The organism is Jatrophihabitans lederbergiae, from assembly GCF_031845305.1.
Classification (GTDB): domain Bacteria; phylum Actinomycetota; class Actinomycetes; order Mycobacteriales; family Jatrophihabitantaceae; genus Jatrophihabitans_A; species Jatrophihabitans_A lederbergiae.
The window spans coordinates 106,062-130,779 of the sequence record NZ_JAVREH010000004.1; the positions used below are offsets into that span (position 1 = coordinate 106,062).

Annotated in this window: 23 protein-coding genes; 12 read left to right on the forward strand and 11 right to left on the reverse strand. The window is 69.5% G+C overall.

Translation table 11 applies throughout. From position 1 onward, the window contains the following. Positions 1-6: 6 nt before the first annotated feature. Genes RM423_RS04595 through RM423_RS04615 form a run of 5 tightly spaced genes read left to right on the forward strand, consistent with a single transcriptional unit; the run spans position 7 to position 4,387 of the window. Positions 7-975, forward strand: a complete 969-nt coding sequence (locus RM423_RS04595; RefSeq protein WP_311421823.1) for a carbohydrate ABC transporter permease — start codon at positions 7-9, stop codon at positions 973-975. Further along, positions 968-1,807: a carbohydrate ABC transporter permease gene (locus RM423_RS04600; RefSeq protein WP_311421824.1), complete on the forward strand. Its 840-nt coding sequence runs from the start codon at positions 968-970 to the stop codon at positions 1,805-1,807. The genes RM423_RS04595 and RM423_RS04600 overlap by 8 nt, the downstream gene beginning before the upstream one ends. A 45-nt stretch (positions 1,808-1,852) precedes the next feature. Beyond that, positions 1,853-3,208, forward strand: coding sequence for a GH1 family beta-glucosidase (locus RM423_RS04605; RefSeq protein WP_311421825.1), 1,356 nt, complete (start codon positions 1,853-1,855; stop codon positions 3,206-3,208). A gap of 10 nt (positions 3,209-3,218) precedes the next feature. Beyond that, positions 3,219-3,989, forward strand: coding sequence for a HipA family kinase (locus RM423_RS04610; protein WP_311421826.1), 771 nt, complete (start codon positions 3,219-3,221; stop codon positions 3,987-3,989). Next, on the forward strand, positions 3,986-4,387 hold the full coding sequence (locus RM423_RS04615) for a DUF3037 domain-containing protein (protein WP_311421827.1): 402 nt from the start codon (positions 3,986-3,988) through the stop codon (positions 4,385-4,387). The genes RM423_RS04610 and RM423_RS04615 overlap by 4 nt, the downstream gene beginning before the upstream one ends. Positions 4,388-4,432: 45 nt before the next feature. Here RM423_RS04615 and RM423_RS04620 read toward each other — a convergent pair whose 3' ends face one another. Next, complete coding sequence (locus RM423_RS04620; protein WP_311421828.1) at positions 4,433-4,912, reverse strand: DUF5709 domain-containing protein; 480 nt, start codon at positions 4,910-4,912, stop codon at positions 4,433-4,435. A gap of 12 nt (positions 4,913-4,924) precedes the next feature. Next, positions 4,925-5,416, reverse strand: a complete 492-nt coding sequence (locus RM423_RS04625) for an SRPBCC family protein (RefSeq protein WP_311421829.1) — start codon at positions 5,414-5,416, stop codon at positions 4,925-4,927. An 87-nt stretch (positions 5,417-5,503) separates the two neighbouring features. Here RM423_RS04625 and RM423_RS04630 point away from each other — a divergent pair, with 87 nt between their 5' ends. The 4 genes from RM423_RS04630 (at position 5,504) to RM423_RS04645 (ending at position 9,383) form a co-directional block, all read left to right on the forward strand. Further along, positions 5,504-6,814, forward strand: coding sequence for a citrate synthase (locus tag RM423_RS04630; protein WP_311421830.1), 1,311 nt, complete (start codon positions 5,504-5,506; stop codon positions 6,812-6,814). A gap of 52 nt (positions 6,815-6,866) precedes the next feature. Continuing rightward, positions 6,867-7,952, forward strand: coding sequence for an S-(hydroxymethyl)mycothiol dehydrogenase (locus tag RM423_RS04635; RefSeq protein ID WP_311421831.1), 1,086 nt, complete (start codon positions 6,867-6,869; stop codon positions 7,950-7,952). Next, complete coding sequence (locus RM423_RS04640) at positions 7,952-8,578, forward strand: MBL fold metallo-hydrolase (protein ID WP_311421832.1); 627 nt, start codon at positions 7,952-7,954, stop codon at positions 8,576-8,578. The genes RM423_RS04635 and RM423_RS04640 overlap by 1 nt, the downstream gene beginning before the upstream one ends. A gap of 85 nt (positions 8,579-8,663) precedes the next feature. Continuing rightward, the gene (locus RM423_RS04645; RefSeq protein ID WP_396327598.1) at positions 8,664-9,383 is read left to right on the forward strand and encodes a CPBP family intramembrane glutamic endopeptidase; all 720 of its coding nucleotides are present in this window, start codon (positions 8,664-8,666) and stop codon (positions 9,381-9,383) included. Positions 9,384-9,392: 9 nt separating this feature from the next. On the opposite strand, the gene RM423_RS04650 is transcribed toward RM423_RS04645, so the two are convergent. After that, positions 9,393-10,232 carry a DUF3097 domain-containing protein gene (locus RM423_RS04650; RefSeq protein ID WP_311421834.1) on the reverse strand — a complete coding sequence of 280 codons (840 nt, stop codon included), beginning with the start codon at positions 10,230-10,232 and terminating at the stop codon, positions 9,393-9,395. Between the two features lie 88 nt (positions 10,233-10,320). Between RM423_RS04650 and RM423_RS04655 the strand changes: the two genes are divergently transcribed. Beyond that, complete coding sequence (locus RM423_RS04655; RefSeq protein WP_311421835.1) at positions 10,321-11,076, forward strand: hypothetical protein; 756 nt, start codon at positions 10,321-10,323, stop codon at positions 11,074-11,076. A gap of 34 nt (positions 11,077-11,110) precedes the next feature. On the opposite strand, the gene RM423_RS04660 is transcribed toward RM423_RS04655, so the two are convergent. From RM423_RS04660 to RM423_RS04695, 8 genes are all read right to left on the reverse strand, one after another. After that, positions 11,111-12,151, reverse strand: a complete 1,041-nt coding sequence (locus RM423_RS04660; protein ID WP_311421836.1) for a ferrochelatase — start codon at positions 12,149-12,151, stop codon at positions 11,111-11,113. Between the two features lie 31 nt (positions 12,152-12,182). Next, positions 12,183-12,950, reverse strand: a complete 768-nt coding sequence (gene fabI, locus RM423_RS04665) for an enoyl-ACP reductase FabI (RefSeq protein ID WP_311421837.1) — start codon at positions 12,948-12,950, stop codon at positions 12,183-12,185. 29 nt (positions 12,951-12,979) lie between these two features. Then, positions 12,980-13,684, reverse strand: a complete 705-nt coding sequence (gene fabG / locus RM423_RS04670; RefSeq protein ID WP_311421838.1) for a 3-oxoacyl-ACP reductase FabG — start codon at positions 13,682-13,684, stop codon at positions 12,980-12,982. An 89-nt stretch (positions 13,685-13,773) separates the two neighbouring features. Then, the gene (locus RM423_RS04675) at positions 13,774-14,733 is read right to left on the reverse strand and encodes a VWA domain-containing protein (RefSeq protein ID WP_396327599.1); all 960 of its coding nucleotides are present in this window, start codon (positions 14,731-14,733) and stop codon (positions 13,774-13,776) included. Beyond that, positions 14,730-15,701, reverse strand: a complete 972-nt coding sequence (locus RM423_RS04680; protein WP_311421840.1) for a DUF58 domain-containing protein — start codon at positions 15,699-15,701, stop codon at positions 14,730-14,732. The genes RM423_RS04675 and RM423_RS04680 overlap by 4 nt, the downstream gene beginning before the upstream one ends. Continuing rightward, the gene (locus RM423_RS04685) at positions 15,698-16,855 is read right to left on the reverse strand and encodes an AAA family ATPase (protein ID WP_311421841.1); all 1,158 of its coding nucleotides are present in this window, start codon (positions 16,853-16,855) and stop codon (positions 15,698-15,700) included. The genes RM423_RS04680 and RM423_RS04685 overlap by 4 nt, the downstream gene beginning before the upstream one ends. Positions 16,856-16,992: 137 nt before the next feature. Continuing rightward, positions 16,993-18,042, reverse strand: a complete 1,050-nt coding sequence (moaA, locus tag RM423_RS04690; RefSeq protein ID WP_311421842.1) for a GTP 3',8-cyclase MoaA — start codon at positions 18,040-18,042, stop codon at positions 16,993-16,995. A gap of 59 nt (positions 18,043-18,101) precedes the next feature. Next, entirely contained in the window at positions 18,102-19,946 is a 1,845-nt protein-coding gene (locus RM423_RS04695) for a C40 family peptidase (RefSeq protein WP_311421843.1), read from the reverse strand. 276 nt (positions 19,947-20,222) lie between these two features. Between RM423_RS04695 and RM423_RS04700 the strand changes: the two genes are divergently transcribed. Further along, positions 20,223-23,072, forward strand: coding sequence for an aconitate hydratase (locus RM423_RS04700; protein ID WP_311421844.1), 2,850 nt, complete (start codon positions 20,223-20,225; stop codon positions 23,070-23,072). Between the two features lie 297 nt (positions 23,073-23,369). Next, entirely contained in the window at positions 23,370-24,599 is a 1,230-nt protein-coding gene (locus RM423_RS04705) for a sugar ABC transporter substrate-binding protein (RefSeq protein WP_311421845.1), read from the forward strand. Positions 24,600-24,718 lie beyond the last annotated feature (119 nt).

Sequence of the window (24,718 nt, forward strand, 5' to 3'; positions counted from 1 at the left end):
GAGCACGTGCTAGACACGGTCGAGCAGGTTCGGCCGGCCGACCGGCCGGCCGAACCACCGCGTAAGGCCCGCCGTCCCCGGCGCGAGCTGCTGCCCTATCTGCTGCTCGCGCCGGCGATCCTGCTGGAACTGCTCATCCACATCGTCCCGATGATGGTGGGCGTGGCCATCAGCTTTCTGAAGCTGACCCAGTTCTACCTGCGCAACTGGAAGGCGGCGCCGTTCGCGGGCGGCGACAACTACAAGCTTGCGGTGAACATCAACCAGCCCGCCGGAAAGGCGCTGCTGCACTCCTTCGCGGTGACACTGGCGTTCACCATTCTGGTGCTGGGGTTCTCGTGGCTGCTCGGCATGGCCGCCGCGGTGCTCACCCAGCGGACGTTCGCCGGCCGCGGCATCCTCCGCACGTTGTTCCTGATCCCCTACGCCATGCCCGTGTTCGCCTCGGTGATCACCTGGAGCTTCATGCTCCAGCGCGACACCGGAGTGGTGAACCATGTGCTGGTCGACCAGCTGCAGGTGGTCGACCACCGGCCGTTCTGGCTGATCGGCCAGAACAGCTTCTATTCGTTGGTGATCGTCACGATCTGGCGCAGCTGGCCCTTCGCCTTCCTCTGCCTCACGGCCGGCCTGCAGAGCATCCCCGGTGAGCTGTACGAGGCTGCCGCGCTCGACGGGGCCGGCATCGGGGGCCAGCTGCGGCGGGTCACCCTGCCACTGCTGGCACCGGTGAACCGGGTGCTGATCCTGGTGCTGTTCCTCTGGACGTTCAACGAGTTCACGACGCCGTACACGCTGTTCGGCAAGTCGGCACCGCACCAGGCGGACCTGATCTCCATGCACATCTACCAGAACTCGTTCGTCACCTGGAACTTCGGCACCGGGTCGGCGATGTCGGTGCTGCTGCTGCTGTTCCTGCTCGTGGTGACCGGTAGCTATCTCGTCGCGGTGAACCGGAGGACCGAGCATGCGTGAGCCCACCTGGTTCACCTGGACCCGCCGCGTCGGGCTGACGCTGCTGTCGCTGTTCACCCTGCTGCCCATCTACATCATGGTGACCTCGGCGCTGAAGCCACTGAGCGACGTGCAGGGCGACTTCTCGTGGCTGCCGACCCACCTGACCCTGCAGCCGTTCCACGACATGTGGCAGACGATCCCGCTGGCCCGGTACTTCGTCAACAGCGTGCTCGTCTCGACCACCTCGTCGCTGGCCTCGGTGGCGATCGCGCTGCTCGCCGCGTACGCGCTCAGCCGCTACCGGTTCCGGGGCAGGCAGACGTTCTCGGTGGTCGTGCTGTCCACCCAGATGTTTCCCGGCATCCTGTTCCTGCTGCCGCTGTTCGTCATCTTCGTCAATCTCGGCCAGGCCACCGGCATCGAGCTGTACGGCAGCCGGACCGGGCTGATCATCACTTACCTGACGTTCACGCTGCCGTTCTCGATCTGGATGCTCGTCGGCTACCTCGATTCCATCCCGCGTGAACTGGACGAGGCGGCGAAGGTCGACGGCAACGGCCCGCTCGGCGCACTGTTCCGGGTGGTCGTTCCGGCCGCGGTACCCGGCATCGTGGCGGTCGCGATCTATGCGTTCATGACGGCGTGGGGCGAGGTCCTGTTCGCGTCGGTGATGACCGACGACTCCACCCGAACCCTGGCGGTGGGGCTGCAGGGCTATGCCACTCAGAACAACATCTACTGGAACCAGATCATGGCCGCCTCGCTCACCGTCAGCATCCCCATCGTGATCGGCTTCCTGCTGCTACAGCGGTTCCTGGTGGCCGGGATGACGGCCGGCGCCGTGAAATGACCCGCACACCGCACCACGCATCGCACTGCAACATCCGGAGAGTTCATGACTGACCTCAGCTCCCTGCCCGCGGACTTCGTCTGGGGCGTGGCGACCTCGGCCTATCAGATCGAGGGCTCGGTACGCGCCGACGGCAGGGGCTCCTCGATCTGGGACGACTTCTGCCGCACCCCGGAGGCCATCGACGGTGGCGACACCGGTGAGGTCGCCTGCGATTCCTACCGGCGCTGGCCGGAGGACCTCGAACTGCTCACGAGCGTCGGGGCGAACTCGTACCGGTTCTCGGTCGCCTGGCCCCGGGTCCAGCCGACCGGCAGCGGCGCGGTCAACGCCGCGGGTCTGGACTACTACGACCGGCTGGTCGACGATCTGCTGGCCGCCGGCATCACGCCGTTCACGACGCTGTACCACTGGGACCTGCCGTCCGCACTGCAGCGCCGGGGTGGCTGGGTCGCCCGCGACACCGCCTACCGCTTCGCCGAGTACGCCGGGATCGTCGCCGGGCGCCTGGGCGACCGGGTCACCGACTGGGTCACCCTGAACGAGCCGCTGTGCTCGGCGTGGATCGGCCACCTCGAGGGTCGGATGGCGCCCGGCATCCGCGACCTGCACAGCGCGGTGCACGCCTCGTACCACCTGCTGCTCGGTCACGGCCTGGCGACGGACGCCATCCGCCACGCCGCCGCCAGCACCCCCTCGGTGGGAATCGTCAACAATCTGAGCCCGTGCGAGCCGGCCGGGGATAGCACCGAGGACATCGTCGCGGCGACCCGGGCGGACGGGCACACCAACCGGTGGTGGCTGGATCCCCTGCACGGCAAAGGGTTTCCGGCCGACATGGTGCAGCTGTACGGCATCGAGCTGCCCGAACGGACCGGCGACCTGCAGACCATCGCCGCACCGCTGGACTTCCTCGGCCTGAACTACTACATGCGCATGGTGGTGCGGGCAGACCCCACGGTGGCCACGCTGGGATACCGCCAGGTTCCGGTGGCCGGCGCGGTGACCACCGCCCTCGACTGGGAGGTGCATCCGCAGGGACTGGAAGAGCTGCTGCTGCGGCTGACGAAGGACTACGACGCCCCGGCGCTGTACGTCACCGAGAACGGCTCGGCCTGGACCGACGAGCCCGACGCGGACGGCTACGTGGCCGACACCGAGCGGACGGACTACCTGCTGAGCCACCTGGCCGCGATGAACAGCGCCGCCGCCCAGGGCGCCCCGGTGAAGGGGTACTTCGCCTGGTCGCTGCTGGACAACTTCGAGTGGGCCTACGGGTACTGGCCGCGCTTCGGTCTGGCCTACGTCGATTTCCGGACGCAGCGGCGCACCTTGAAGCTCAGCGGGCAGACGTACGCCGAGCTGATCCGGACCGGTCAGGCGGCCGCCCCGATCACCTAGGCTGGCCGGTGTGATCCCGACCGTGCAGGCCCTTCGCTATGTGACCCCGCTGCGCGAGGGGGGTTCGCTGCCCGGCATCGTCGAGGCAAGCGACCTGGGAACCTACGTCGCCAAGTTCCGCGGCGCGGGTCAGGGCTTGAAGGTGCTGGTGGCGGAGGTGATCGTCGGGGAGCTCGCGCGGCGGCTGGGACTGCGGGTTCCCGAGCTCCGTGCGCTCCAGCTCGACGCCACGATCGGCAAGTACGAGGCCGACGAAGAGGTGCAGGATCTGCTCACCGCCAGCGTCGGGCTGAACCTGGCGGTCGACTTCCTGCCCGGCGCGTTCGGCTGGGACTCCAGCTACTCCCCCGACCCGGCGGAGGCTGCCCGCATCCTCTGGCTGGACGCCTTCACCGCCAACGTCGACCGCAGCTGGCGCAATCCGAACCTGCTGGTCTGGCACCGCCGGCTGTGGTTGATCGACCACGGCGCCGCGCTGTACTTCCACTACGGCTGGGGCTCGCCGACGGCCGGCCCGCAGAAATTCGCCGCCCAGCCCTACGACGCCGGCGACCACGTGCTCATCGGCTACCTCGCGGGCGTGCCGGACGCCGACGCGGAGCTGGCCGGCAGGATCGACGAGGATCTGCTGACCGAGGTCGTGGCCCAGGTCCCGGACGAGTGGCTGGAGCCGACGCCCAACCACCGGACACCGGCGGCGGTGCGGCGCGCGTACGTGACGTACCTGCTCGCGCGGCTGCACGGCTGCAAGCGCTGGCTGCCCGTGGCGGTGGCGTCATGACGGCTCCGGGGCAGTCGGTGGAGCTGGCCGGGTTCCAGTACGTGGTGCTGCGGTGCGTTCCTCGGGTCGACCGCGAGGAGTTCCTCAATGTCGGCGTCGTGGTGTACAGCCAGGCCGCGGATTACCTCTGCTCGGCAAGCAGAATCCGTACCGGGGCGATCCGGGCACTGGCACCGGAGCTGGACCTCGCCGCGGTGGCCGCGGCTCTGGACGCGGTGCGGCAACTGTGCTGTGGCGACGGCGCGGCCGGTGCCGCCGGCCGCACCGGCCTGGGCCAGCGCTTCGGCTGGCTGGCCGCTCCCAAGAGCACCGTCGTGCAGCCGGGGCCGGTCCACGGTGGAATGACCGCGGACCCGGCCCGGCAGCTCGAACACCTGCTGCGCTCGCTGGTCGGCTGACCGCTGCGGGCCACCGCCGGAGGAGAAGCGGGCCGGCCGCTCAGCTCAGCGGAAGTCGTCCAGCGGCTCGGCGCTCAAGTCCTCCTCGTTGGTGGCCTGCTGGTTGAGGTCGCCCTCGTCCACCACGTGCATCGCCGCCTCTTCGGCGGTCGCCGCGCTGCCGGCCTTGCCTGCGTCGAAGGCCACCGGGGCGGCCTCGTCGTCCTCGTGCGCGCCCTCGTCCGGTGCGATCAGGCGACCCGCCCGCGGATCGGCCACATCCGCGGTGACGGTGTCCGGCGTGATGTCGGGTACCTCCTGGGCCAGCCGCTGGTCCAGGCTCTCACCCTCCGCCTGCTCGGCGGCGGTGTTGCCGAACCGGGTGGCCACCGGGCTGTTGTCGGGCGGTGAGTAACTGGTGTCCAGCGGCTCGTCCAGTTCGACGCCGTCGCCGGTCAGTGTCTCGGCCTGGTCCAGGTACTCGGCGTCGTCGTCTCCAGCGGCGTACACCTCGTCGCCGAAGGCAGTGTCATCGGTTTCGCTCATGGCTTCACTACATCACTCCGGGCGCGATGATGCGAGTTCGGCTGCCATCTTGCGCAGCACGTGTCCGAAGAGCGCAGACCCGACAGCGCTGACCACCGGGTCGGCGAACCGGGGAACCCAGCGCGTCCGGACCTCTTCCAGCCAGGTCACCCGCGCACCGCTGGTAGTCGCCGCGACCTGGACCTCGGCCCAGCCGGTCAGCCACGGTCCCTGCTTGACGACCCGGCAACAGCCGGTGCCATGCACGTCCGGCGGCTGCCACTGGGTGACCACCATCGGGTCGTCGAAGCCCAGCCGGCTCAACCCGCTGCCGCCCGACCCGGTTCGGCCGAGGTGGGTGCGGCCGGTGAACCTCGTGCCCAGGCCGGAACCAGCAGGGCTGTCCGGGTCGATGGTGACCGTGGTGAGGGGAATCCAGCGGCTGTGCGACGTCCAGTCGGTGACCAGCTCCCAGGCCTGCCGCGGCGTCGCCGGGAGGGTGATGTCTGTTCGCACCGGCGCCATCTGACACATCCTATTCGGGCCTGGCGAGGAGCACCCTGGTTCGCGAAGTAGGGTTTGCCCCAGACCATGGACAAAGGAGTCTTGAAGATGTCGGAGACCGCGACAAGCGTTGACACAGCCCTGTTTCACCCGGTCAGGGGTGATGATCTGACGCTGCCGATCGTGCCTACGACCGAGGGCGCGATGGGAGCCGATGTCAGCAAGCTGCTCGCCAAGACCGGCCTGGTGACCTACGATCCGGGATTCGCGAACACCGCGTCCTGCTCGTCCCAGATCACCTACATCGACGGCGACGCCGGAATTCTGCGGTACCGCGGCTATCCGATCGAAGAGCTCGCCGCCAGGTCCAACTTCGCCGAGGTCTCCTACCTGCTGATCTACGGCCAGCTGCCGACCGCCGACGAATTGACCGCGTTCACCTCGCGAATCAGCCGGCACACCCTGCTGCACGAGGACCTCAAGCGGTTCTTCGACGGCTTTCCCCGCGACGCGCATCCGATGCCGGTGCTGTCCTCGGCGGTGTCCGCCCTGTCGACCTTCTACCAGGATTCGCTGGACCCCTTCAATGCCGAGCAGGTCGACCTGTCGACCATCCGGCTGCTCGCGAAGGTACCGACCATCGCGGCCTACGCGTACAAGAAGTCGATGGGCCAGCCGTTCCTGTACCCCGACAACTCCCTCGACCTGGTCGAGAACTTCCTGCGCATGACGTTCGGCCTGCCGGCTGAGCCGTACCAGGCCGATCCCGCGGTGGTCCGCGCGCTGGACCTGCTGTTCATGCTGCACGCCGACCACGAGCAGAACTGCTCGACGTCTACGGTGCGGCTCGTCGGCTCGTCCAACGCCAACCTTTTCGCCTCCATCTCGGCAGGTATCAACGCCCTGTTCGGGCCGCTGCACGGCGGGGCGAACAGTGCGGTGCTCGACATGCTCGAGAGCATCCGCGCCGACGGCGGCGACGTGAGGTCCTTCGTCGAGCGGGTGAAGAACAAAGAGGCCGGTGTCCGGCTGATGGGCTTCGGTCACCGCGTCTACAAGAACTACGATCCGCGCGCGGCCATCATCAAGAAGGCCGCCGACGAGGTGCTCTCGGCGATGGGCAAGCGCGATGACCTGCTCGACATCGCCCTGGAGCTCGAGGGCTACGCACTGTCGGACGACTACTTCGTCAGCCGCAAGCTCTACCCGAACGTGGACTTCTACACCGGCCTGCTCTACCGGGCGATGGGCTTTCCCACCAAGATGTTCACCGTGCTGTTCGCGATCGGCCGGCTGCCCGGCTGGATCGCCCAGTGGCACGAGATGATCAACGACCCGCAGACGAAGATCGGCCGCCCGCGCCAGCTCTACACCGGCCCGGACAGCCGCTCGTACGTGCCGGTGTCCGACCGAAGCTGACAGCGGCTGACCGGGATGCGCCTGTCGCCGCGCATCATGTAGACAGATACGCATGACCCAACAGGTTCGCGGAGTTATCGCGCGCAGCGTAGGCAAGCCGGTCGAACTGGTGACGATCAACGTGCCCGATCCGGGGCCGGGCGAGGCCGTCGTCGGAATCCAGGCGTGCGGGGTGTGCCACACGGACCTGCACTACCGCGAGGGTGGCATCAACGACGAGTTCCCGTTCCTGCTCGGGCACGAGGCGGCGGGCATCGTCGAGAGCGTCGGGGACGGCGTCACCGAGGTGGCACCCGGGGACTTCGTCATCCTCAACTGGCGCGCGGTGTGCGGGCAGTGCCGGGCCTGCACGCGCGGCCGGCCGCAATACTGCTTCAACACCCACAACGCCAAGCAGAAGATGACCCTCGAGGACGGCACGGAGCTGAGCGCCGCGCTAGGGATCGGCGCCTTCGCCGACAAGACCCTCGTCGCGGCCGGTCAGTGCACCAAGGTGGACGCCCGGGCGCCGGCCACCGTCGCCGGGTTGCTGGGCTGCGGTGTGATGGCGGGGATCGGCGCCGCGATCAACACGGGCGCGGTCGGCCGGGGTGATTCGATCGCGGTGATCGGCTGCGGTGGCGTGGGAATGGCCGCGATCGCCGGGGCGCGACTGGCCGGGGCGGCGAAGATCATCGCCGTCGACGTCGATGACCGCAAGCTGGCGGCCGCCCGCGAGTTCGGCGCGACCGAGCTCGTCAACTCCACGGCGACCGACGCGGTCGAGGCCATCCAGGCGGCCACGGGCGGCTTCGGCGCCGATGTCGTGGTGGATGCGGTCGGGCGCCCCGAGACGTACCGGCAGGCCTTCTACGGCCGCGGCCTCGCCGGCACGGTCGTGCTGGTCGGCGTCCCCACCCCCGAGATGAGGATCGAGCTGCCGTTGCTGGACGTCTTCGGCCGCGGCGGCTCGCTGAAGTCCTCCTGGTACGGCGACTGCCTGCCGTCGCGTGACTTCCCGATGCTGATCGACCTGTATCTGCAAGGCCGGTTGCCACTGGACAAGTTCGTCAGCGAGACGATCGGCATCACCGATATCGAGCCGGCGTTCGAGAAGATGCGGCACGGCGACGTGCTGCGCTCGGTGGTGGTGTTCTGATGACCGCGCGGATCGCGCATGCGACCACATCGGGGACGTTCAGCCTGGACGGCGGGACCTGGGACGTCGAGAACAACGTGTGGGTACTGGGCAACGAGAGCGAGTGCGTGGTCATCGACGCGCCACACGAGCTGGCGCCGATCGTGGACCTGATCGGTGGCCGCACTGTGCTTTCGGTGCTGTGCACCCACGGCCACGACGACCATGTCAGCGTCGCCCGGGAGCTGAGCGAGGCCACCGGCGCACCGGTGCGGCTGCACCCGGCCGATGAGGTGCTGTGGCGGCAGAGCCATCCCGACTTCGACTACGAACCGCTCGGTTCGCAGGAGTCGATCGCCGTCGCGGGGGTCGAGCTGCAGGTCCGGCACACCCCGGGCCACGCTCCCGGCGCGGTCTGCTTCTACGCTCCCGAGCTCGCGACGGTGTTCACCGGCGACACCCTGTTCCAGGGGGGTCCGGGCGCGACCGGACGCTCGTACTCGAGCTTCGACACCATCATCGACTCCATCCGGTCCCAGCTGTTCACGCTGGCGCCGGACACCGTCGTGCACACCGGTCACGGCGCGTCCACGACCATCGGCGGCGAGCGCCCGCACCTCGACGAGTGGATCGCGCGGGGCCACTGATGGGCCGGGTCGGCTGAACGTGAGCACCGCGGCCAATCCTTCGCCGGCAGCGACCGCCGAACCCCACGCCCGGGACCGATGGGGAATCGAGATCCTGCTGGTGCTGGGCGTCTCGCTCGGCGTCTCCGCGATCGACTCCCTGATCAACTTCGCCGACATCCAGACCAGGGGCGGCTTCCGGGGTGCGGTAGCGACCCTGAACACCGCGCAGAATCCACGGGCCTGGGTCGATCTCTCATACCAGCTGCTGGGCGTCGTCAACGGCGTGGTGCCCGCCCTGCTGGCGCTGTACCTGCTGAGCCGGGCGCCCGGCCTCGCCGGTTTCGGGATCGGGCTCGACACCCGGCGGCTGAAGGCCGACCTCCGGGTGGGGCTGGGGTTCGCCGCGCTGATCGGGTTGCCGGGGCTCGGCCTGGTGATCGTGGCCCGGCAGCTCGGCCTGAACGCCGAGATCAGCGCATCGGGACTGGCCGACATCTGGTACCGCTATCCGGTGCTGGTGCTCGACGCGATCCAGAACGGCGTGCTCGAAGAGATCGTCATGATCGGCTTCCTGCTCAGCCGGTTGCGGCAGCTGGACTGGACGCCGTGGAAGGCCATCGTGCTGAGTGCCGCGATCCGGGGCAGCTACCACACCTACCAGGGGCTGGGCGGGTTCGTCGGGAACTTCGTCATGGGGGCGATCTTCGGCTGGTGGTTCACCCGGACCAAGCGGGTGCTGCCGCTGATCATCGCCCACAGCATCCTCGACACCGTCAGCTTTGTCGGCTACGCGGCCCTGCACGGACGGGTGAGCTGGCTCTGACACGTCACCTCAGGCCGACTGCCCGACGGTCACGAAGTCGATCAGCTCCTCCACCGACCGCAGCAGCGGCACCTCGACATCGGCGAAGCTGTTGACCGAGCCGAGCACCCGCCGCCACATCTCACGGCTGTCCGACACTCCCAATGCGGTGGCGATGCCGACCTTCCATTCGATGTCGCGCGGGATCACCGGCCACCGGTCGATGCCCAGTGCGGTGGGCTTCACGGCCTGCCAGACGTCGACGTAGGGGTGACCGTTGATCAGCACGTGCGGCGAGGTCACGGTCGCCGCGATCCGGCTCTCTTTCGAGTTGGGCACGAGGTGGTCCACCAGCACGCCCAGTCGCCGGGTCGGGCCGGGTCGGAACTCCCGCACCTGGGCGGCGAGGTCGTCGATGCCGCCGAGGGGCTCCACCACGATGCCCTCGATGCGCAGGTCCTCGCCCCAGATCCGCTCCACCAGTGCCGCGTCGTGCACGCCCTCGACCCAGATCCGGCTCGCCTTGGCGACCTGCGCGCGAACCCCGGCGACCGCCACCGAACCGGACGCGGTCCGTCCGGGCTTGACCGGCGCGGCCGGTGTCGCCACCGGCCGGACCAGCGTGACCACCTCGCCTTCCAGCAGGAAGCTGGCCGGCAGCATCGGGAACACCCGCTCGCGGTCCAGCCGGTCCGCCAGGGTCACGGTGTCGCGCTGCTCCCCCGCGACCACCGTCTTACCGACGGCCACCACGGCACCGCAGAACCGGCCGTCGGAGGTCTCGACCACCAGGTCCAGGTCGGCCGGAACCTCGCGAACCACCTTCCGGCGCCGGGGTAAGCGGTCGGCAAGGACATCGTCGGAATACACCCGACCACTTTAAGGACGCGGACGCTGAGTTCCTGGAACGGCGCGCGTAGCACTGACAGCCACGGATCGTTCGGTACCGTGAGAACCTATGTCCGACCATCGCCGATGCGCGCAGCTGGCTGCCTGGGGCTCTGCCTGGCTGGCCGGCGCCGCTGCCTTCGATGACGTGCTCGACGCCGTGGCCAGCCGCGGCCGCCAGGCGGGCGGTCCCGGTTTCAGCCCGGGCGATGTCCACCCCGTCGGCGCCGCGCTGAGCGAATGGAAGCGAGCCGGTACGTCCGTCCTGCGTCTTGCCCTACCCGTTCCCGGCGACGTGCGGGGACTGGCCGGTCCGAGCGAGTTCCGCGACGCCGCGCTACGGGCCGGCGAGGCGGTGTACGGACGCGAGTTCGGCGTGACCGTGCTACCGGGCCGGGACACCCCCAGCAGCGCCGGACGCGAATACAGCTGGCACCGCGGCGAGGTGAGTGAGCTGCCGCCGGACCCGATCAGGATCGCCGACGCCGAGCACGACCTGACCGAGAGCATCCGCGAGACCGCGTCGTTCTTCGCGCGCCAGGGTGTCACCAGCTGGCTGACAGATACCGCCCCGGCGTTGTCGAACGCCCGGCGGGCCGGTGAGCGCCTGCACCTGCCGCCCAGCCACCCGCCCCGGGCTGTGCGGCTTCTCGCGCAGGGCGAGCGGCTGTCGGCCGTGCTGACCGTGGTGGACGCCGACGACACCGCTCAGCTCACGGTCGCCGCGGCCGCGGAACGGTCTGCGGCGTTGGCGCCGCTACGGCTGGCGGTCCGGCGCGCGCTGCTGGCCGGCTACAACGCTGCCGCCGAGATATCGGCAAACTAGGGCGAGCCGAGGTATCGGCCAACTAGCCGCCGGCTCAGGCGGAGCGGCGAACCGGCGCGGGACAGCAGCTGGCGGGGCAGTCGACACCGCACAGGCCGAGGCTGCCCAGGAACTCGGCCGGCTTGCCGTCGAGCTGCTCCTCCACCAGGTCCACCAGCCCGGACACGAACGCGGTGTCGGTCCCGGCGGTGGCGGCCCGCACATAGTCCAGCCCCAGCTCGACGGCGGTCTCGCGGGCCTCCTCGTCCAGGTCCCAGATCACCTCGAGGTGGTCGGAGACGAAGCCGGTCGGAGCGACGACGACCGCACGCGTCCCGGTCGCGGCAAGCTCGCGCAGGTGATCGTTGATGTCGGGTTCCAGCCACGGCACCTGGGGCGGACCGGAACGGGACTGCCAGACCAGATCGAACTCGGCACCCGGTCCGCGCACCGCCTCCGCGACCAGCCGTGCCGTGGTGCTCTGCTCGGCGACGTACAGGCCGCCGTCCGGACCGGCCGAGTCGTTCATGCTGACGGGGATGGAGTGGGCGGTGAAGACCAGCCGGGCCTCGTCGCGCAGCTCGGGCCGGATGCCGGCCAGGGCGCGGCGGACCGCGTCGGCGTTGGCCGTGATCAAGCCCGGGTGGTCGAAGTAGTGCCGGAGCTTGGTGAAGCCCGGCGCCACCCCGTCCAGCTCCGCCGCCGCGTGGGCCAGGTCCTCGCGGTACTGCCGGCAGCCGGAGTAGGACCCGGTGGCGCTGGTCGCGAGCACCAGCGCGTGCCGGCGTCCGTCAGCCTGCATCTTCCGGGCGGTGTCGGTCACGAAGGGATGCCAGTTCCGGTTGCCGAAGTACAGCGGCAGGTTGATGCCCCGGCGGTCGAACTCCGCCTGCAGCGCGGCCAGCAGTGCCTCGTTCTGCGCGGTGATCGGCGAGATCCCGTCGTAGTGCAGGTAGTGCTGGGCCACCTCGGTCAGCCGCTCGTCCGGCACGCCGCGACCGGCCGTCACGCGGCGCAGGAACGGCATCACCTCGTCCGGCCCCTGCGGACCTCCGAAGGACAGCAGCAGGAACGAGTCGAAGTCGGGCTTGATCACACCTCTGAAAGTACCTGCCGCCACACCGGCATCAGACGCCCATCGCGTGGAAGCCGCCGTCGACGTGCACCATCTCACCGGTCGTGGCCGGGAACCAGTCCGACAGCATGGCCGCGCAGCTCATCGCGACCGGGGTGGCGTCGTCGATGTCCCAGCCGAGCGGGGACCGCGGCCCCCAGGCCTCCTCGAACTGGTCGAAGCCGGGGATGCTGCGCGCGGCCATGGTCCGCACCGGCCCGGCCGCGATCACGTTCACCCTGATGTTGCGGGGGCCGAGCTCACGGGCGAGGTAGCGCGACGTCGATTCCAGCGCCGCCTTGGCGACCCCCATCCAGTTGTAGGCGGGCCAGGCCACCCGGGCGTCGAAGTCCAGGCCCAGGATCGAGCCGCCGGCCTCACCGAACAGCGGCAGTGTCGCCACGGCGAGGGACTTCAGGCTGAACGCCGACACCTCCATCGCGGTGGCCACGTCGGCGAACGGCGCGTCGAGAAAGGCCTCGCCGAGGCAGGATGCCGGGGCGAAGCCGATCGAGTGCAGTACGCCGTCCAGGCCGTCGACGTGCTCGCGGACCCGGTCCGGCAGCGCGGCGAGGTCGTCGGCGGAGGTGACGTCGAGCTCCACCACGGGCGCGGGTTCGGGCAGCTTCCGGGCCACCCGTTCCACCAGCGACATCCGCCCGAACCCTGTCAGGACCACCTCGGCGCCCTGCTCCTGGGCGACCTTCGCCACGGAGTAGGCGATCGACGCATCGGTGATCACGCCGGTGATGAGCAGTCGCTTGCCGTCCAGAATTCCCATACCGCGCAGTCCTCTTCTCGTGTGGAGCTTCAGATTCCCATGCTCAGGCCGCCGTCGACCGGAAGCACCGCGCCGGTGACGTAGGCGGCCGCGTCGGAGGCGAGGAAGCGGACCACCTCGGCCACCTCCTCCACCGCCCCGTAGCGCTTCAGCGGAACGCCGGCCAGGATGGTGGCCCGGCGCTCGTCGGTCATCTCCGCGGTCATGTCCGTGTCGATGAAGCCGGGCGCGACCACGTTCGCGGTGATGTTGCGGCCGCCCAGCTCGCGGGCGATCGAGCGGGCCAGACCGATCAGACCGGCCTTGCTCGCGCCGTAGTTGGCCTGCCCCGGCGCGCCCATCATCGCGACCACGGACGAGATGAACACCATCCGCCCGCTGCGGGCCTTCAGCATGCCGGGGGTGGCGCGCTTGGCGACCCGGTACGCCCCGGTGAGGTTGGCGTCGAGCACCCGGTTGAAGGAGTCCTCCCCCATCCGCATCAGCAGCGTGTCGTCGGTGATGCCGGCGTTGGATACCAGCACCTCGACGCGGCCGAACTCCGCCTCCACCGCGCTGAACGCGGCGTCCACCGACGCCTCGTCCGTCACGTCGCAGCGAACGCCGAGCAGGCCGTCGGCGACCTCGCTGCCACGGTGCGTCACCGCCACCCGGTCACCGGCAGCCTGGAACGCCTGCGCGATGGACAGCCCGATGCCGCGATTTCCACCAGTCACTAGAACAGTCTTATTCACCCGGGCCACGCTAGCCGATCAGCCTTGGCGCTCTGCCTACCCTTGAGTAGCCGCCTCCCTCTGAGCAGCCGGCCCCGAACCGCAGGTGCTTACGCGAGCCGGCCGGACCACAGCAATGAGGTCGCGCCCGCGCCCAGGGCGAGCAGCAGCCCGGCCAGCATGAACCGCCAGCTGATGTCGCGCTGCTCCGTGGTGTAACCGATCTGGGACCCGATGTCCTTGTAGACGGACTTGAGCTCCTCGACCGAGGTGGCGGTGTGGAACGAGCCGCCGGTCGACTGGGCGAGACCGCGCAGGGTGACCTTGTCCGAGGGAACCGACTGGACGGTTCCCTGCACGTCCACGGTGCCGTTGTCGGTCCCGAACGCGATCGTCGAGACGGGGGTGTCCGCCTTCTTGGCGGCCGCCGCCGCTTCCGACACCGTCCGGCCGACGGTGTTGTAGCCGTCACTGAGCAGCACCACCCGCGCCGGGGCCGGCTTGTCGTTGCTGGTGGTGCTGGTCTTGCTGAAGGTGGTGAGGGCGTCGAGGCAGGCGAACACGCCCTCGCCGATCGCGGTGTACTCCTCCAGCTGCAGCCCGGCGATGGCATGCTTGACCGCGTTGCGGTCCAGCGTCGGGGGCACCAGCACGTCGCCGGAGCGCCCGAACTTCACCAGGCCCAGGTTGATCTGCTTCGGCAGGATGTCGGCGAAGTTCGCCGCGGCCTGCTGAGCCGCCTGCAACCGGGTCGGCACCACGTCGGTGGCCTCCATCGACAGCGACACGTCGATGGCGAGCATGACGGTCGCCTTCTCGCGCGGCACCCGGACGGCGGCGGTCGGCCCGGCCACGCCCAGCGACAGCACGACGAGCGACACCAGCAGCAGCGAGAACGTCAGGTGGCGCCGCCAGCCGGGACGGCGAGGCACCACCGACGCCAGCAGCTGGGTGTTGCTGAACCTGGCCACGAACGTCCGCTTGCGCAGCTGCAGGAGCAGGTACACCAGCGCGATCGCAGCGGCGCCGAGCAGCAGAAAGAGCCAGTACGGGGACCTGAAATGCATCAGTGCACTCCGATCATTCCGGCCCGGGAAGGTGGGCGCACGGCAACACCTCTGCGTCTGGCCACCACGAACTTCACCATGTCCGACAGCCAGTCCGAGTCGGTGCGCAGCTGCAGGTGGTCGGCACCGGCCCGGCGCAGCATGGTGGCGATGCCGGTCCGTTGCAGCTGCGCGGCCTCGGCGTAGCGGGCGCGGAGCTTCGGGTCCGAGGTCTGCACCTCGACCTGCTCACCGGTTTCGGGATCGGCGAAGGTCATCAGACCGGCGGCCGGCAGTTCGAGCTCCCGGGGGTCCAGGACCTCGATGCCGAGCAGCTCGTGGCGGTCTCCGAGACCACGCAGCGGCCGCTCCCAGTCCGGCTCCCCGAGGAAGTCGGACACGACCACCACCATGCCCCGGCGCCGCGGTGGGCGCCGGACCTGTTCCAGAGCCTGCGCGAGGTCGCCGCGCCGGCCGCTCGAGGCGCGCGGCGTGGCCGCCAGCTTGCGCATCAGGTACCGGGCGTGGTTGGTACCGGCGACCGCCGGGATCCGGTAGCTGTCCTCGCCGGTGGTGACGATCGCGCCGATTCGGTTGCCGGCCTTGGCGGTCAGGTGGGTGATCGCGGTCGCGGCGGCCAGCACGAGCTCCCGCTTCTCGGTGTTCACCGTGCCGAAGTCCAGGCTCGGGGACAGGTCGATCACCAGCCACGTCTCGAGCTCACGGTCGGCGGTGGTCTGTCGGACGTGCGGCGTCATCGTCCGCGCGGTGACCGGCCAGTCCATCCGCCGGACGTCATCACCGGGGTAATACTGGCGCGACTCGCCGGGGTCGCTACCGGGTCCCGGGACCAGCCCCAGGTAACTGCCGAGCAGCAGCCCGTCGAGCTTGTTGCGCACGGCGTACTCGAGCCGCCGGAGGACAGCCTCGGTCTGCGAGCTGACCAGCTCGGTGGCCGACGCCCGCGACGACGGGAACCCGGGTTCTGTCACGCCGGCGGCGCCCAGTTACCGGACTGCTGCCCCTGACCACCCAGCTGGCCACCGCCCTGCTGAGCGGTGGGCGCCGCGTGCGCGCCGTTGGTGTACGTGGCGGTGCTCGACTGCGGCGCCGGCGCGCTGGCCGCGGGAATGAACCCGCCGGTCGCCCGCTGCCGGGGCGCCACCTGCGGCAGCGAGACGGTCTGCAGCACCCGCGACACCGCCTGGTTGGCCGAGATCCCGTCGGCGATGGCGTCGTAGGACAGCACCATCCGGTGCGGCAGCACGTCGATGGCCACGTCCAGCACGTCCTGCGGCAGCACGTAGTCCCGGCCGCGCAGCAGCGCCAGGGCACGACCGGCGGCGATCAGGCCGAGGCTGGCGCGGGGGCTGGCGCCGTAGGAGATCCAGTTGGCCACATCGACCATCCCGAACTCGGCGGGCTGCCGGGTGGCGATGACGAGGCGCACGACGTAGTCGACGACGGCGTGGTGGACGAACACCCGGCCGGCGCGCTGCTGCAGCGAGATCAGCTCGTCGGTCGTGATGACCGGCTGGGCGACCGGCGGGTCGATGCCCATCCGGTAGACGATCTCGCGCTCCTCGGCAGCCGACGGGTAGTCGACGGTGATCTTCATCAGGAACCGGTCGCGCTGGGCCTCGGGCAGCGGGTACACGCCCTCGCTCTCGATCGGGTTCTGCGTCGCCAGCACGAGGAACGGGTTGGGCAGCGGGTAGCGCTTGCCGCCCAGGGACACCTGCCGCTCCGCCATCACCTCCAGCAGCGCGGACTGCACCTTCGCGGGCGCCCGGTTGATCTCGTCGGCGAGGACGAAGTTGGCGAAGACCGGACCGAGCTCGGTGTCGAAGTGCTCGGCTCCCGGACGGTAGATCCGGGTGCCGACGATGTCGGACGGAACCAGGTCAGGAGTGAACTGCAGGCGGGCGAAGCTGCCGCTGACGGTGTGCGCGAGGGTTTCGACGGCGAGGGTCTTGGCGACGCCCGGCACGCCCTCGAGCAGGCAGTGACCGCGGGCCAGCAGGCTCACCATCATCCGCTCGACCATGCGCTCCTGGCCGACGATGACCCGCTTGACCTCGAACATCGCCCGCTCCAGCGCGGTGGCGTCGCTGGCCGGTGTGGGTGTGAGACCACGCTCCGTCATGTGTCTCCTCGATAGGTCTTCCGGTGGGTCTCGCTACTCGGCTGGGTCTGGCTACTCGGCTGGATTTCGCTACTGGGCGTAACGGTATCTGAGCGGCGCCGACCGCGGCCCGACGAGGTGCTGAGGACTCGCTGTGCTCAGCCGCCGATCGCCGACATCGTCCGCTCCGGCTGCCGGAAGCCCGGAGCGTTGATGCCGTGCCCGGCGGGCTTGGCGCGCACCGCGGTCCTGATCAGCTCGGCGATCTCGTCGTCGCCGGCGCCCGAGCGCAGCAGCGCGCGCAGGTCCGTCTCCTGGTGCGCGAACAGGCAGGTGCGCAGCTGGCCGTCCGCGGTGAGCCGCAGCCGGTCGCAGTCGCGGCAGAACGGCCGGGTCACCGAGGCGATGATGCCGACGCGGTGCGGCCCGTTCTCGGGCGCGACCCAGTCCGCGCGGCCGGGGCCGTCGACGACCTCGAAGTCCTCGGACGGGGCGTGGCCCTCATGGCCCAGCGGACGGAGCTCGAAGGACTCGCTGAGCACGTCGAGGACCTCGGCCGCGGTGACCATGCCTTCCATCGTCCAGAGGTGGTCGGCGTCCAGCGGCATGTGCTCGATGAAGCGCAACCGGTAGCCGGTACGCAGCGCCCAGGCCAGGAGTTGCGGCGCCTCGGTCAGGTTCTGCTCGCGCATCAGCACGGCGTTCACCTTGATCGGGCGCAGGCCGGCGGCACGGGCCGCGGCGAGGCCGGCGATGACGTCGGGCAACCGGTCGCGCCGGGTGAGCGCGGCGAACTTCGCCCGGTCCAGGGTGTCCAGCGAGACGTTGACCCGGTTGAGTCCCGACCGCGCCAGGTCGCCCGCCTTGTCGGCGAGCGAGATGGCGTTGGTGGTCAGGGACAGTTCTGGCTTCGGGTCCAGCGTCGCCAGCCGCGCGACCAGTCCGGCGACCCCGGCCCGCACCAGCGGCTCGCCGCCGGTCAGCCGGATCGTGCGCACGCCGAGGGACACGAAGATGCCCGCGAGCCGGACCAGCTCGTCGTCACTGAGGACGGACGTGGCCGGCAGCCAGTTCAGGCCCTCGGCCGGCATGCAGTACGTGCAGCGCAGCGAGCACTTGTCGGTCAACGAGATCCGCAGATCCTCGGCGCGCCGGCCGAAGGTGTCGATCAGCACCGGCCCGGTCTCTGCTGCGGAAGCGTGGATCATCCTGTCAGGGTAACCGCACTCTGGGCGCAGTTCCCGGTTCCGTGCGAGCCGCCGCCGCCTCAGGTCAGGGGCCGGGTGGCACCGAAGTACCCGGAGGCGACCTGGTCCCACGGCGTGATCTTCACGATGTCGCCGGAGTTGGGCGCCTGGATGACGTTGCCGTCGCCGATGTACATCGCCACGTGGTGGATACCGGCCTGGCCGCTGTCGGACCAGAACAGCAGATCACCGGGCAGGAAGTCGCCTGACTGGGGGTGGTACGAGCCGGCGACGAGGTACTGGCTGGCCGCGTAGTGCGGCATGAACAGTCCCTGCGGCGCCCAGGCGTACATGGTGAGGCCGGAGCAGTCGAAGCCGAGGACGGTGTGGTCGTTCCAGCCGTCCGTGCCGGGCGAGTCCACGCCGTAGGTGGGGCCGTCGTAGTTCCCGGCTGCCCAGCTGTACGGCGTGCCGACCTGCGTCATCGCGCGGCTGACCGCGGCCTGCCCCTTGGCTGCCGTCCAGCCGCCCGTCGATCCGGGCGCGGGCAGCGGCGCGCTGCCGCCACCGCCGGTGCTGCCGCCGCCGCTGTCACTGCCGCCACCGCCGGTGCTGCCGCCACCGGTGCTGCTGCCGCCATCGCTACTTCCGCCACCGCTACTGCCACCGCTGTTGCTAATGCTGCCGCCGCTACTGCTACCACCGCTACTGCTACTGCCACCGCTGTTGCTGTCACTGCCACCGCTGTTGCTAATGCTGCCGCCGCTACTGCTACCACCGCTACTGCTACTGCCACCGCTGTTGCTGTCACTGCCACCGCTGTTGCTGTCACTGCCACCGCTGTTGCTGTCACTGCCACCGCTGTTGCTGTTGCTGCCGGCGCTGTTACTGCTCCCGCCGCTGTTGTCGGTCCCGCTGTTACTGCTGCTCCCACCGCTGCTGCTGCTGTTGGCTGCCTCGCGGGCTCTTTGGCGCTCACGCTCCGCCGCCGCCGCCGACGCCGCCGCAGCGGCGGCGTCGGCCCGTTGCTGGACAAGCGCCTGGGCCTGGGCGAGCGCCTGGGCCTGGGCTGCCGCCGCACGGGCCCGGGCCAGAGCGAGCTGCCGGGCCTTCTCGGCCGCGATCCGGGCCTGCTCCTGCTGGTAAGCGAGGAACGTGGTCCGCTGGCCGTTCAGAGTGGCGAGCTGGGTCTGCGCGGAGAGCAGCTGCGTTTGATAGCTGGCCTGCTGGCTGCGCAGCTGCTCTGTCTGGGCCTGCTTGTTGGCGAAGGCGGCCTGCGCCGCACGCTGCGCCTGCGCGGCCTCGTCGGTCAACCGGCGCTGCAGCTCGACCGAGGCCTTCGCCTTGGCGTCGGCGTTGGATTTCGCGACCGTGGCGCGGTCGAGCGCACCCATCGCGGTCAGGTTGTGGGCGGAGACGTAGTGCTGGTAGTCCCCGCTCTGCAGCAGCGCGTCGGGGTCGGTGGCGGTGAGCAGCCCCGCCGTGGTGGAACCCGCTGACGGAGACATATAGGTGCTGCGGACGAAGGTGGTGAGGTTCCCCCGCGCGCTGTCGATGCCCTGCTGAGCCGTCTCGACGGCAGCCCTGGCGTGGAGCGCGCCGTCCTTGGCGTCGTTCAGCCTGGAGATCGCGTAGGCGTACTTCTGCTCCTGGAGTTCGGCCTGGGCGTTGAGCGACTGCAGGGCTGCCTGTGCCTGAACGATCTGGCCGGACAGTGTGCCCACCGTAGTGGCGAGGGACGCCTTGGCCGACGCCGCGGCGCCGATCTGGGAATCACTGGGGTTGGGCGGCGGCGTGGGCGCGGCGCTGGCCGGACTCAGCGCGCATACCAGCGAGACACTCACGGCGGCGCTGGAGATGAGCACCCGCCAGGCGCGTCGGCCGCCGGCCGGTGCGGCGGTTCTGTCGCGGGCCTGTCCGAACACGTGGAACCCCTCTGTTCTGCTGCTGCGATTCGAGTGCCATGCGACAGAGTGCCAGCCTGACCCCATCCGTGCCAGTCGTCACGCCAGTAACACTCGTTTCACCAGTCACATCGGCACCAACCGATTGCCTGTCTCACATCATCGGCCTACCCGCTCGGGACTTGAATCGGGCGTGCGGAACAATGACACCAGCGAGAGCGGTCGGGTATCGGGCCGGATGACCAGCGCCCGGACAGCTCCGGCGTTCGTCCATTCGTCCGTCCCAAGGAGAAGAACGTGCCAGCAGGCAATCCGAACAGCTTCGATTCCAAGGACCAGCTCCAGGTCGGCGACACCAGCTACACCTACTTCCGGCTGGACAAGGTCACGGGCGCCGAGAGACTGCCCTACAGCCTCAAGGTGCTGCTCGAGAACCTGTTGCGCACCGAGGACGACGCCAATGTGACCGCCGCTCAGATCCAGGCGCTGGCCGGCTGGCGCGCCGATGCCGAGCCCGACACCGAGATCCAGTTCACGCCGGCCCGAGTGGTCATGCAGGACTTCACCGGCGTCCCGGCCGTGGTCGATCTCGCGACGATGCGTGAGGCAGTGGCCGAACTCGGCGGCGATCCGGCCAGGATCAACCCGCTGGCACCGGCCGAGCTGGTCATCGACCACTCCGTGATCGCCGACCTCTTCGGCGGCCCCGACGCCTTCGCCGGCAACGTGGAACTCGAGTACGAGCGCAACTTCGAGCGCTACCAGTTCCTGCGGTGGGGCCAGACCGCCTTCGACGAGTTCAAGGTCGTCCCGCCGGGCACCGGCATCATCCACCAGGTCAACATCGAGCACCTGGCGCGCGTGGTCTTCGGCCGCAGTGTCGACACCGGCTCGGGCGAGCCGGAGCTGCAGGCCTATCCCGACACGGTCGTCGGCACGGACTCGCACACCACCATGATCAACGGCCTGGGCGTGGTGGGCTGGGGCGTCGGCGGCATCGAGGCCGAGGCCGCCATGCTGGGCCAGCCGGTGTCCATGCTGATCCCGCGCGTCGTCGGCTTCAAGCTCGTCGGCCAGTTGCCCGAGGGCGCGACCGCGACCGACCTGGTGCTGACGATCACCGAGATGCTCCGCAAGCACGGCGTGGTCGGCAAGTTCGTGGAGTTCTACGGCACCGGCGTCACCGCGGTGCCGCTGGCCAACCGCGCCACCATCGGCAACATGAGCCCGGAGTACGGCTCGACCATCGCGGTGTTCCCGGTGGACGACGAGACGGTGAAGTATCTGCGCCTCACCGGGCGCGACGAGCAGCAGATCGCGCTGGTCGAGGCGTACGCCAAGGCGCAGGGGCTGTGGCACGACCCGTCCCGCGAGGCGACCTACTCCGAGTACCTCGAGCTGGACCTGGCGACCGTGGTTCCCTCGATCGCCGGGCCCAAGCGGCCGCAGGACCGGGTCTCGCTCAGCGACGCCAAGACGTCGTTCCGCGCCGCTCTCACCGCCTACGTGGAGGACTCGCCGGCGACGGGTGACCAGAGCGGGCACGACGAGGCGGTGGCCGAGTCCTTCCCGGCGAGCGACCCGCCCAGCCACGACGTGGACAGCTCCGAGCCGGCCCCGAACGAGCTGATCTCGGGCGTCCCCGGCGACGCCGGCCGTCCGAGCAGGCCCACTGCCGTCACGCTGGCCGACGGAACTCGTTTCGAGCTCGACCACGGCGCGGTGACGATCGCTGCCATCACCTCGTGCACGAACACCTCGAACCCGTCGGTCATGGTGGCCGCCGCGCTGCTGGCGAAGAAGGCGGTCGAGAAGGGCCTGTCCCGCAAGCCGTGGGTCAAGACCACGCTGGCGCCCGGCTCCAAGGTGGTCAGTGACTACTACGACCGCTCCGGGCTGACCCCGTATCTGGACAAGCTCGGCTTCAACCTGGTCGGCTACGGCTGCACCACCTGCATCGGCAACTCCGGCCCGCTGATCCCTGAGGTCAGCGCCGCGGTGAACGAGGGGAACCTGGCCGTCGCGGCGGTGCTGTCGGGCAACCGGAACTTCGAGGGCCGGATCAATCCCGACATCAAGATGAACTACCTGGCGTCCCCCCCGCTGGTCGTGGCGTACGCGATCGCGGGCTCCATGGACGTCGACCTGTTCAACGACTCGCTCGGCAGGGGCCAGGACGGCCAGGACGTCTTCCTGCGCGACATCTGGCCCAGCACCGCCGAGATCGACGAGGTCGTCACCGGCTCGATCGCGCGCGAGATGTTCGTCGACGACTACGCCGACGTCTTCGCCGGTGACGAGCGCTGGCAGTCGCTGCCCACTCCCGAGGGGCGGACCTTCACCTGGGACCCGGAGTCCACCTACGTCCGCAAGCCCCCGTACTTCGACGGCATGCAGCTGGAGCCGGCGCCGGTCACCGACATCACCGGCGCGCGGGTGCTGGTCAAGGTGGGCGACTCGGTCACCACCGACCACATCAGCCCGGCCGGCTCCATCCGCGGCGACTCCCCTGCCGGCACGTACCTCGCCGAGCACGGCGTGGAGCGCAAGGACTTCAATTCCTACGGCTCCCGGCGCGGAAACCACGAGGTGATGATCCGTGGCACCTTCGCCAACATCCGGCTGCGCAACCAGCTGACGCCCCCTGGTGCTGCGGCTCTTCCCGAAGGCGGCTTCACCCGGAACTTCGCGGCGGTGGCGGACTCCTCGGCAGCGCCGGTGTCCACGATCTACGACGCCTCGGTGGACTACGCCGAGGCCGGCGTGCCGCTGATCGTCCTGGCCGGCAAGGAGTACGGCTCCGGATCGTCGCGGGACTGGGCCGCCAAGGGCACCGCACTGCTCGGGGTGCGCGCCGTGATCGCGGAGTCCTACGAGCGCATCCACCGCTCGAACCTGATCGGCATGGGCGTGCTGCCGCTGCAGTACCCGCCGGGTGAGAACGCCGAATCGCTGGGGCTGACCGGCGAGGAGACGTTCTCGGTCACCGGGGTCACCGCGCTCAACGACGGGGGCATCCCGCGAGAGGTCACCGTCTCGGCGGACGACACGACGTTCTCGGCGACGCTGCGCATCGACACACCCGGTGAGGCGGAGTACTACCGGCACGGCGGCATCATGCAGTACGTGCTGCGCTCGCTGCTGTAGGTACTCGCTGCTGTAGGAACCGGCGGGTCCCGAGCGATACGAGACGCGCCGTCGCGGCGGCATCACGAAAGACCGCCGCGGCGGCATCACGAAAGACCGCCGCGGCGATCGTCACATCGTCGGTTTCGGGGCGATGTGTCCGTCCCCCGGTCTTCATTTAGACGACGGCTCGGTAACAACTCCGTGTCGGGGTCTTTGCCAGGACGTCAATTCGGGGATATGTTCCCGCCGACAACATTCCTGTGGTCGTCGGCCGATGGAGCCGTCGACTCCAAACCGCGAAAGGCGGAATTGCCCATGCGCAAGAGCGCAATCGGCCTGCTCGTCGTGGGGGCTGCGACCTCGCTCGCTCTGAGCGGGTGCTCCTCCAGCAAGAAGACCACCTCCGACGTGACGTCCGCGGCGGGTGGGGCCGCCTCGAGCGCCACCAGTGCCGCTGGCAGCGCCGCGTCGAGCGCCACCGGCAGCATGTCGGCCAGCATGTCGGCCAGTGCCTCTGACTCGGGTTCCGGCACCGGGTCCGGCACCGGCGGCGGCACCGTGGACGGCAAGGGTGCCAAGGTCGGCATCATCCTCCCCGACACCCAGTCCTCCAACCGCTGGGTCTCGGCCGACCCGGACGCGCTGAAGGCGGACTGTGCCAAGGCCAACCTCAAGTGCGACATCCAGAACGCCGGCGGCTCGGCCGCCAAGCAGAAGACCATCGCCGGTCAGATGGCCGCCAGCGGCGTCAAGGTCATCATGCTGGTCAACCTCGACGCCGCCTCCGGCGCCACCATCGAGCAGCAGGCCAAGAAGAACGGTGTCATCACCATCGACTACGACCGGCTCACCCCGGGCGGCGGCGCGGCACTGTACGTCTCCTTCGACAACACCAAGGTCGGCGAGCTCCAGGGCAAGGCCCTCACCGAGTGCTCGCAGGTCAAGGGCAAGCCGGCCGTCAAGTACGTCGACATCAACGGCGCGCCGACCGACAACAACGCGACCCTGTTCAAGCAGGGCTACGACAGCGTGCTGAGCAAGACCTCCGGCTGGACCAAGGTCGGGGACCAGACCGGTAACTGGGACGCTCCCACCGCCGGCCGGGTGTTCAACTCCTTCATCCAGAAGAACCCCGACATCGGCGCGGTGATGGTCGCCAACGACACGATGGCCGGCGCCGTCATCACCAATCTGACCAACCTGCACCTCGCCGGCAAGGTTGCCGTCGGTGGCCAGGACGCCTCCCCGGCCGGTCTGCAGCAGATCCTCGCGGGCAACCAGTGCTTCACGATCTACAAGCCGTCCACCGGTGAAGCCGGCCCGGCCGTGAACGCCGCCGCGCAGCTCGCAAACGGCCAGATCCCCACCACCACCTCCAAGATCGAGGACCCGAAGACCCACCAGATGGTTCCGGCCATCCTGGCCACCCCGATCGCCATCACCAAGGCGAACGTGGCGGAGCCGATCAACGCCGGCTACACGGCCAAGGACCAGGTCTGCACCGCCAAGTACGCAGCCATGTGCACCGCGGCGGGCATCAAGTAACACCGACGTTCGGGCGGTCGGCAGCTCTTGCCGGCCGCCCGTTCTCGCACCACCCGCCAGCCCGTAAGAACATCCAGCACCGACTGCCATCCGCACCGACTGCAGAGCCGCCGCAGAAC